Annotated in this window: 11 protein-coding genes; 3 read left to right on the plus strand and 8 right to left on the minus strand. The window is 68.4% G+C overall.

Annotation, left to right across the window (positions count from 1 at the left end; translation table 11 throughout):
* Positions 1-19: 19 nt before the first annotated feature.
* Genes IV113_RS09705 through IV113_RS09715 form a run of 3 tightly spaced genes read left to right on the plus strand, consistent with a single transcriptional unit; the run spans position 20 to position 2,858 of the window.
* On the plus strand, positions 20-1,255 hold the full coding sequence (locus IV113_RS09705; protein ID WP_291083717.1) for a saccharopine dehydrogenase NADP-binding domain-containing protein: 1,236 nt from the start codon (positions 20-22) through the stop codon (positions 1,253-1,255).
* A gap of 3 nt (positions 1,256-1,258) precedes the next feature.
* A complete protein-coding gene (locus IV113_RS09710; RefSeq protein ID WP_291083720.1) occupies positions 1,259-1,702 on the plus strand; it encodes a hypothetical protein in 444 nt (147 codons plus the stop codon).
* A gap of 43 nt (positions 1,703-1,745) precedes the next feature.
* The gene (locus IV113_RS09715; RefSeq protein WP_291083722.1) at positions 1,746-2,858 is read left to right on the plus strand and encodes an NADH:flavin oxidoreductase/NADH oxidase; all 1,113 of its coding nucleotides are present in this window, start codon (positions 1,746-1,748) and stop codon (positions 2,856-2,858) included.
* Here the strand turns inward: IV113_RS09715 and IV113_RS09720 are convergent.
* From IV113_RS09720 to IV113_RS09755, 8 genes are all read right to left on the minus strand, one after another.
* Positions 2,849-3,247, minus strand: coding sequence for a YciI family protein (locus IV113_RS09720; RefSeq protein WP_291083726.1), 399 nt, complete (start codon positions 3,245-3,247; stop codon positions 2,849-2,851). The genes IV113_RS09715 and IV113_RS09720 overlap by 10 nt on opposite strands.
* Positions 3,244-3,633: a nuclear transport factor 2 family protein gene (locus IV113_RS09725; RefSeq protein ID WP_291083729.1), complete on the minus strand. Its 390-nt coding sequence runs from the start codon at positions 3,631-3,633 to the stop codon at positions 3,244-3,246. The genes IV113_RS09720 and IV113_RS09725 overlap by 4 nt, the downstream gene beginning before the upstream one ends.
* Before the next feature lie 13 nt (positions 3,634-3,646).
* Entirely contained in the window at positions 3,647-4,840 is a 1,194-nt protein-coding gene (locus tag IV113_RS09730; RefSeq protein ID WP_291083732.1) for an NAD(P)/FAD-dependent oxidoreductase, read from the minus strand.
* 83 nt (positions 4,841-4,923) lie between these two features.
* A complete protein-coding gene (locus tag IV113_RS09735) occupies positions 4,924-6,192 on the minus strand; it encodes a sigma-70 family RNA polymerase sigma factor (RefSeq protein ID WP_291083735.1) in 1,269 nt (422 codons plus the stop codon).
* A 24-nt stretch (positions 6,193-6,216) separates the two neighbouring features.
* Complete coding sequence (locus IV113_RS09740) at positions 6,217-6,627, minus strand: VOC family protein (RefSeq protein WP_291083739.1); 411 nt, start codon at positions 6,625-6,627, stop codon at positions 6,217-6,219.
* Positions 6,628-6,648: 21 nt separating this feature from the next.
* A complete protein-coding gene (locus IV113_RS09745) occupies positions 6,649-7,092 on the minus strand; it encodes an SRPBCC domain-containing protein (RefSeq protein ID WP_291083742.1) in 444 nt (147 codons plus the stop codon).
* A gap of 11 nt (positions 7,093-7,103) precedes the next feature.
* A complete protein-coding gene (locus IV113_RS09750) occupies positions 7,104-7,535 on the minus strand; it encodes a YciI family protein (RefSeq protein ID WP_291083745.1) in 432 nt (143 codons plus the stop codon).
* 98 nt (positions 7,536-7,633) lie between these two features.
* On the minus strand, positions 7,634-7,984 hold a 351-nt coding region (locus IV113_RS09755), incomplete at its 5' end, for a YciI family protein (protein ID WP_291083748.1).

The following is a 7,984-nucleotide window of genomic DNA, read 5'->3' on the forward strand; positions in this document are numbered from 1 at the left end:
GTTTCTGCGACCATGCCGCATGGACAAAGCCTTCGACATCATCGTGTTTGGCGCCACCGGCTTCACCGGCCGGCTGGTGGCCGAGTACCTGAACAACACCTGCGGCGTGGGACGCGGCGTGGCCTGGGCCATGGCCGGTCGCAGCCAGGCGAAGTTGACCCAGGTGCGCGACGCGCTCGGCATCAGCCCCTCACTGCCCCTGCTGGTGGCCGACGCGAACGACCTGCAGGCACTCGCCCGGCTGGTGGCGCAGGCCCGCGTGGTCATCACCACCGTGGGGCCGTACCAGAAGCACGGCCAGCCGCTGGTGGACGCCTGCGCGCAGGCCGGCACCGACTACGTGGACCTGTGCGGCGAGCCCGGCTGGATGGCGCAGATGATCCCGCGCCTGCAAGGCCCGGCGGCGGTCAGCGGCGCGCGCATCGTGTTCTCGTGCGGTTTCGATTCGATTCCGTTCGACCTCGGCGTGGTCTACCTGCAGCACGAAGCGATGCAGCGCCTGGGCGCGCCGCTGGTGCGCGTGCATGGCCGGGTGAAGGTGATGAAGGGCGGTTTCTCCGGGGGCACGGCGGCCAGCCTGCTGGCCACGCTGGAGACCGCCGGGCGCGACCCGACGCTGGCGCGCACGCTGGCCGATCCGTTTGCGCTCACACCGGGTTTTCGCGGTCCGAAGCAGCCCGACGACCACACAGCCGCCTGGGACGAGCTCGCGCAGTCGTGGACCGGCCCGTTCGTGATGGCGCCCATCAACACCAAGAACGTGCACCGCACCCACGCGCTGCGCGGCCACCCGTGGGGCGCCGACTTCGTCTACAGCGAACGCATGCTCACCGGTGGCGGTGGGGGTGGGGAGAAACGTGCCAAGGCCCTGGCACGCAACACGCGGGTGCAGAACGCGCTGCTGGCCTTTGGCCCCACGCGCGCGCTCATCCGCCGCTTCGCATTGCCGCAGCCCGGCCAGGGCCCGACGAAGGAGCAGCGAGAAAAGGGTCGCTACGAGGTGCTCTTCATCGGCCAGACCGCCGATGGCCGCAGGCTGCGGGCGAGCGTGAAGGGCGACCGCGACCCGGGCTACGGCTCCACCTGCAAACTCATCAGTGAAACTGCGCTGTGCCTGTCGCGCGAGATCGACCCCGACATGACGCCCGGCGGCGTGTGGACGCCTGGTGCGGCCATGGGCCTGACGCTGGTGCGCCGGCTGCAGGAGCGCGCAGGCCTCTCGTTCCAGATCATCGACGAACCCGCACAACGCTGAGCCATGCAGGAACAACGCATATCCATCGGCCATGCCAGCGAGATCCCCACCACCTGGGGCGCACTGCGCAGCGCCTCGCGCCGCTTCACGGTGGCGATCCGCGAACCGCGGGGCACCGAGACCTTCTCGGTGGCCTGGGGCGAGCTCACGGCCGACCCGAACCTGGACTGGGTGGTGATGCTGGACGACGGCACGGCCTATCCGATCAAGAAAGATCTGTTCGAACGCACTTACGAAGCCGCCGGCGCGGGGCGTTACCGCAAGGTGGAGCGCAGCCGTCTGGTGCAGGTGCCGCCCGACACCGTGGCCTTGCTGGCCACGCTGGAAGGCCCTCTCGAAGTGCGCCACCCCGACTATGTGGCCGTGGGCGCGCGAGGCGAGGTCTATGCCAACGCGGCCAACTGGGTGCGTGAGCATCTGAGGTTCGACACGGCGGGCAGCGCCTGAACGCATCGCATCCCACACACCCACCGCTTTTCAAGGAACCTCCGTGAGTCAGCTGTTTTCTCCTTTCGCCCTCGGCCCGCTGTTGTTGAAAAACCGGATCGTGATCGCGCCCATGTGCCAGTACTCGGCCGAGCACGGCAACGCCACCGACTGGCATTTGATCCACCTCGGCCACCTCGCGCTCTCGGGCGCGGGTCTGCTGATCCTGGAGGCCACGGCGGTCACGCCCGAAGGCCGCATCTCACCCACCGACCTGGGTCTGTGGAACGAGGCGAACGAACACGCGCTGGGCGAGGTGCTGCGCAAGGTGCGCCAGCACTCGTCCATGCCGATCGCCATCCAGCTCTCGCACGCGGGGCGCAAGGCTTCCAGCCGTGCGCCGTGGGAAGGCGGCCAGCTCATCGCGCCCGACGACGGTGGCTGGGAGACACTGGCGCCCTCGGCCATTCCCCACCTCACGCACGAGACACCGCCGCACGCGCTCGATGCGTCGGGTCTGGAGCGCATCAAGCAAGCGTTTGTGGACGCGGCCCTGCGCGCCCAGCGCATCGGCATCGACGCCATCGAGCTGCACGCGGCCCACGGCTACCTGTTGCACCAGTTTCTCTCGCCCATCTCCAACCAGCGCACCGACGAATACGGCGGCTCGCTGGAGAACCGCATGCGCTTCCCGCTGGCGGTGTTCGACGCGGTGAGCGCCGCGCTGCCGGCCAGCATGGCGCTGGGCATGCGCCTGTCGGGCACCGACTGGGTGGACGGTGGCTGGGACGCTCAGCAAAGCGTGGCCTTCGGCCTTGAGCTCAAGGCGCGCGGTTGTCACTTCATGCACGTCTCCAGCGCCGGCATCTCGCCGCAGCAGCAGATTCCGCTGGGCCCCAACTACCAGGTGCCGCTGGCCGAGCAGGTCAAGCGCGAGGTGGGCCTGCCCACCATCGCCGTGGGCCTGGTGACCGAGCCCGAGCAGGCCGAAGAGATCATCGCAAGCGGCCACGCCGATCTGGTGGCCATGGCGCGCGCCATGCTGTTCGACCCGCGCTGGCCCTGGCACGCCGCCGCGAAACTCGGCGCACAGGTGGATGCCCCACCGCAGTACTGGCGCAGCCAGCCGCGCGGCATGAGCCAGCTGTTCGGCGACGTGAAGATCGGTCAGCGCTGAGGCTGACCGGGCGTCTCGCTCGTCAGCGCGAACGCACTGGCCCGCACATGCTCGAAGGGCCGGACCTCGTACTCGAGGCCGCAGGCCAGGCAGGGGTTGTCGGCCGAGATGCGCGCGGCCTCTTCCAGGCTGTTCGCGCGGATGAACCAGAAACCGCCGACCACTTCCTTGGCCTCGGCAAACGGGCCGTCGATGATGCGCTCGCGCGAGACCAGCTTGCCTTCACGCGCCAGGCGCTGCCCGGAGCGCATCACGCCCTGGGCCACCATCTCGCCGTGCCACTCGTAAAAGCGGTCGATCGCGGCCTGAATCTCTTCGGGCGATTTGTCGGCGTCCCACTGGCCGCGCGAGATGACGAGGAACTCCAGCGGAGGATTCTCCGAGCTCATGTGGCAGCGCCCGGGGGTGGCTGGGGCGTGCGCTGCGCCGGGTCGTAGAAGAACTGCTCCGCCACGATGCGCTCGCCTTCCCAGCGTTGCCAGGCCAGCTCTTCCATCTCGGTGACCGAGTCGTCCTGCCAGACGAAGCGGAACACCCAGCGAATCACCACGTGGTCACCGTTCACTAGGGCCGGGCGCACGCAACGCGATTCGATGGCGGTCGCGCGCGCCATCACCTTGCGCTCGCCGGCCACCAACTGGTCACGGCCCACGCGTGGCGGGGCCTGGTTCTCCTGCATGGAGGCGTGCGGCGCGTAAAAGTCTTCGATCGCCTGGTCGTGCGCGTTGCTCTCCACCAAGGCAATGAAACGTTCGAGGGTGTCGGAACTGGGCATGCGGGGGTCGCTTTCAAATGGGATGAACCGGCGCGGGCGTGTTGCTGCTCACACCTTCGGCAGGGCAGATGTGCTGCGCCACAGTCTGCGCCTGGGCGGCGATCGAGCGCAACAGCCCACCGGGCTGGCGCACGTCGAAGCCGACGAAGTACACCCCGGCGAGCGCGCCCTGCCCCACCACGTCGGCGGGCATGCCGCGTGCGTCCAGCGGCAGGGGCGTGGCGGGAAACAGTTCGCTCAGGGCCGCCTCAAAGCCGGTGGCCAGCAACACCGCGTCGAACGGATGCTCGGTGCCGTCGGTGAAGCGCACACCCCCGTGCAGCAAGGTCTGGATGCCGGGGTAGACCAGGATGTCACCGTTTTTGACGCGTGCGACCGTGCCGACATCGATCACCGGCGTCTTGCCGTCTTCGCGCAACTGGCGCAGCGGTGAGACGGCGGCGGTGTGCAGGCCGTAGCGACCGAGGTCGCCCACAGTCAGGTTGCGCAGCAGCGTGGCTGCCGCATCGCCCAGGGCGGTCGGCAGCCGGCTGAGCAGGATGCTGGAGAGCTGGGTGGGCCGCCCCAGCACGTCGCGGTACACGATGTTGAGTGGCGAGCGCACCGAGAGCGCAGCGCGCACGCCGTGTTCCACCAAGTCCAGCGCGATCTCGGCACCGGTGTTGCCCATGCCCACCACCAGCACGCGCTGACCGGCAAACGGCCTGGCGTTGCGGTACTCGCGGCTGTGCAGCACGCGCCCACCAAAAAGCGCCTGGTGCGGCAGCGTGGGCACGCGCGGGCGCCGGTTGGCGCCGGTGGCCACCACCACCTGCCGTGAGGCGATCAGCCGCCCGCTTGCGGTGCGTGTGAGCCAGCCCGCGTGTCGGGGTGCGGGTTCGATGCTCACCACGGTTTCGCCGAGCTCGGGCTCGATGCCGTGGCGATCGGCGTATCGGGTGAGGTAGTCCACCACGCCCTGGCGCGACACATAACGGGGTGCGCTGTCGGGAAACGGCAGACCGGGGAGCGCCGAATGGGTCTTGACGGTGTGCAGGTGCAGGCGCTCGTAGTGGTGGCGCCAGCTGGATGCCACCTCGTGCGCCTGATCGATCACCAGTGCCCGGGTGCCGCACTGTGCCAGGCAGGCCGCCGTGGCCAGTCCGGCGGGCCCGGCACCGATGACGAGCGTGTCGGTTTCGGTGCGTGTGGTGGGTTGGGGTTCCATGGACGCTCGTTTTTTGCGCCCAGTGTGGCTGGCGCGTGCGCGACACGCCATGAGGGCTTACACCCGTGCAAAAGGACCACAGATCAGCGCAAGCTGTCGGCCCGTTCCAGCAGGAAAGTTCGCTCCCGCTCGTTGCCGGCGAGGGCGGCCGCGCGTTCGAACTCGGCGCAGGCCTCGGCCCGCCGCCCCAGCTGGGCCAGCAGGTCCCCGCGCACGGCGGGCAGCCAGTGGTAGTTGCGCAAGGCCTTGTTGTCCCGCAGGGTGTCCACCAGGGCGAGCCCCGCCGCAGGGCCTGCGTGCATGGCCACGGCCACCGCTCGGTTGAGATCCACCACGGGGGAAGGCGCCACCCTCGCCAGCTCGCTGTAGAGGGAGGCGATGCGCGCCCAGTCGGTGTCCTGCGCGTGGACCGCGCGGGCATGGCAGGCGGCAATGGCCGCCTGCAACTGATAAGACCCAGCCGCCGGCGCCAGCGCTTCTGCGCGCACCAACGCGGCCAGACCGCGGTGGATGAGCAGGGCATCCCAGCGGCTGCGGTCTTGAGCGGCCAGCAGCACCGGGCGGCCTTGCGCGTCGGTGCGGGCGCTGGCCCGCGAGGCCTGTATTTCCATCAGCGCGAGCAGGCCGTGCACCTCGGCCTGCTGCGGTGCAATGCCGGCGAGCATGCGGCCCAGGCGCAAGGCCTCGTCGCACAGGGCCGGGCGCATCCAGTCGCCGCCGCTGGTGGCGGTGTAGCCCTCGTTGAACACCAGGTACACCACCTCCAGCACGGAGGCCAGGCGTTCACCCAGCGCTTCACCGCGTGGCACCTCGTAGGGCACGCCGGCCTCGCTCAGCGTCTTCTTGGCGCGCACGATGCGCTGTGCGATGGTGGCCTCGGGCACGAGGAAGGCGCGCGCGATCTCGTGCGTGGTGAGGCCACCCAGCAGCTTGAGCGTGAGGGCCACGCGTGCATCGGTCGAGAGTACCGGGTGGCAGGCGGTGAACACCAGACGCAGCAGGTCATCGCCGATGTCGTCCTGCCGGGCTTCGTCGAGCGCATCCACGAAATCGGGCACGTGGTCGGCGCCCAGGGCTTCGAGGTCGGCGGCGATGTCCTCGTGCCTCGCCTCGGCCATCTGGCGGTGGCGCAGGTGGTCGAGGGCGCGGCGCTTGGCGGTGGTCATGAGCCAGGCGGCGGGGTTGTCCGGCACGCCTTGCGTGGGCCAGTGTTCGAGCGCGGCCAGCAGCGCGTCCTGCGCCAGCTCTTCGGCCACGCCCACGTCGCGCACCACGCGCGCCACGTGCGCCGTGATGCGTGCGGACTCGAGGCGCCAGACGGTGGCGATGGCTTGGTGAACACCGGAATGCATGGGCCGGAATCTACATCCGCATCGTCACATCTGCGCCGGTGCAGCGCTTTCGTCCATCCAGAACACCTCCCATTGATGACCGTCCAGATCGGCAAAGCCATGCTGGACCATGAAGCCGTGGTCCATCGGCGCATTGGGCGTGGTGGCGCCGGCGGCCACCGCCTTGGCCACGAGTTCGTCCACCTCGGCGCGGCTGTCGACCGACAGCGCGATCAGCACCTCGGTGGTCTTCTTCGCATCGGCGATGGGCAGTTTGGTGAAGCCCTGGAAGAACGGCTCCACCAGCAGCATCGCGTGGATGTTCGGTGCGATCTCCAGGCAGGCGCCCTGCTCGTTGGTGAACCGCTTGTTGAACGTGAGGCCCAGGGCCTGGAAGAAAGCCTGCGAACGGGCCATGTCCTTGATGGGCAGGTTGACGAATATCTGACGCAGCATGATGGCTCTCCTGTCGTGGTTTCAGTTCGTGCCTTCGCACAGTTTCTTGAGGCTTTCCAGAGCTTGCGGCCAGACTCTGGCCATCATCTCCTCGTACCCGCCGAACACATCGGTGTCCACCTTGACACGGGTGCCGCCACCCTCGTCGGTGAAGGTGTAGTTCTCATGGCAGGGCGCCCAGGCGCGCACCGCGTCGCTGGTGGTGTCTTCCTTGCCGTTCTCGATAAAGCCCAGGTGACGGATGGACACGAATTCGGCGGGGCGGTGTTCGGCAATCTCGGACACCATGCCGTTGCCGGACGGGTCCAGGAAGCGGATCACGTCGCCCTGCTTCCAGGAGCCCTCGAACCGCGAACCTTCGCAAAAGGCACTGGTCCACTGCTCGTAGGTGGGCGACTGAAGCATGGTGGTCCAGACGCGCTCGCGCGGGGCCTGGATGAGGGTCTCGAAGTGTTGCGTCGTCATGGCGGGTCTCCTCAGGGTTTGTTGCCTTGCATGGCGTCGAGCTTCTTGAAATCCTCCAACGGCTGGCTGGGCGGGAAGTCTTCCATTTCGTAGAGCTGGCGCAGCTCGATCACGGCGTCCTTGCCCCGGCCGGCGGGGTTGGGGAAACGGCGGCTCCACTCCAGGGCTTCCTCGCGCGAGCGCACCTGGATGAGGGTGTAGCCGGCGATGAGTTCCTTGGCCTCGGCAAACGGACCGTCGACAACGCGCTTGCCACCGTCGGCGCTGTAATGCACGCGCCAGCCCTTGCGGCTGGGGTGCAGGCCCGAGCCGTCGAGCAGCACGCCGGCCTGGGCCAGCTCCTCGTGGTAGCGCACCATCTCGGCCATGAGCGCTTCATCGGGCGCGGGGTTGGTCTCGGCTTCGAACTCGTCGCAGGACTTGACGATGATCATGAATCGCATGGGCTTCTCCTGGTGGGTTGGGGTGGTGACATGGCTTCAACCCGCACGACGATCCAGCCACGGCGATTTCGACAAGCCGTGCAAAAAGCCCTCCGGAATCAGGCCCGGCTTTCGTCGTAGCACGGACCAACGGCCCGCACTTCCACCGTGGCCCACTCGGCCGCCGGACACTCGCGAGCAATGGCCACCGCTTCATCGAGGCTGGCGCAGTCCAGCAGGAAAAAGCCACCCACCATTTCCTTGGCCTCGGCAAACGGGCCGTCCATCACTTTCGCCTGCCCTCCGGTGGTGGACACGCGCACCGCGCTCGCCTGCGAGGCCAGTGACTCCACCGCCTTCAGCTTGCCCTGCGCCTGCAGGGTTTCGCCAAAGCGCTGCATGCGGCCGTAAACCTCGCGGCCTTCGGCTTCGGTGCGGGTGGCGCGCTGCGTGGTGGGTTCGATGATCAG

It is taken from the genome of Hydrogenophaga sp., from assembly GCF_018780385.1.
In the GTDB taxonomy this organism is placed as follows: domain Bacteria; phylum Pseudomonadota; class Gammaproteobacteria; order Burkholderiales; family Burkholderiaceae_C; genus Hydrogenophaga.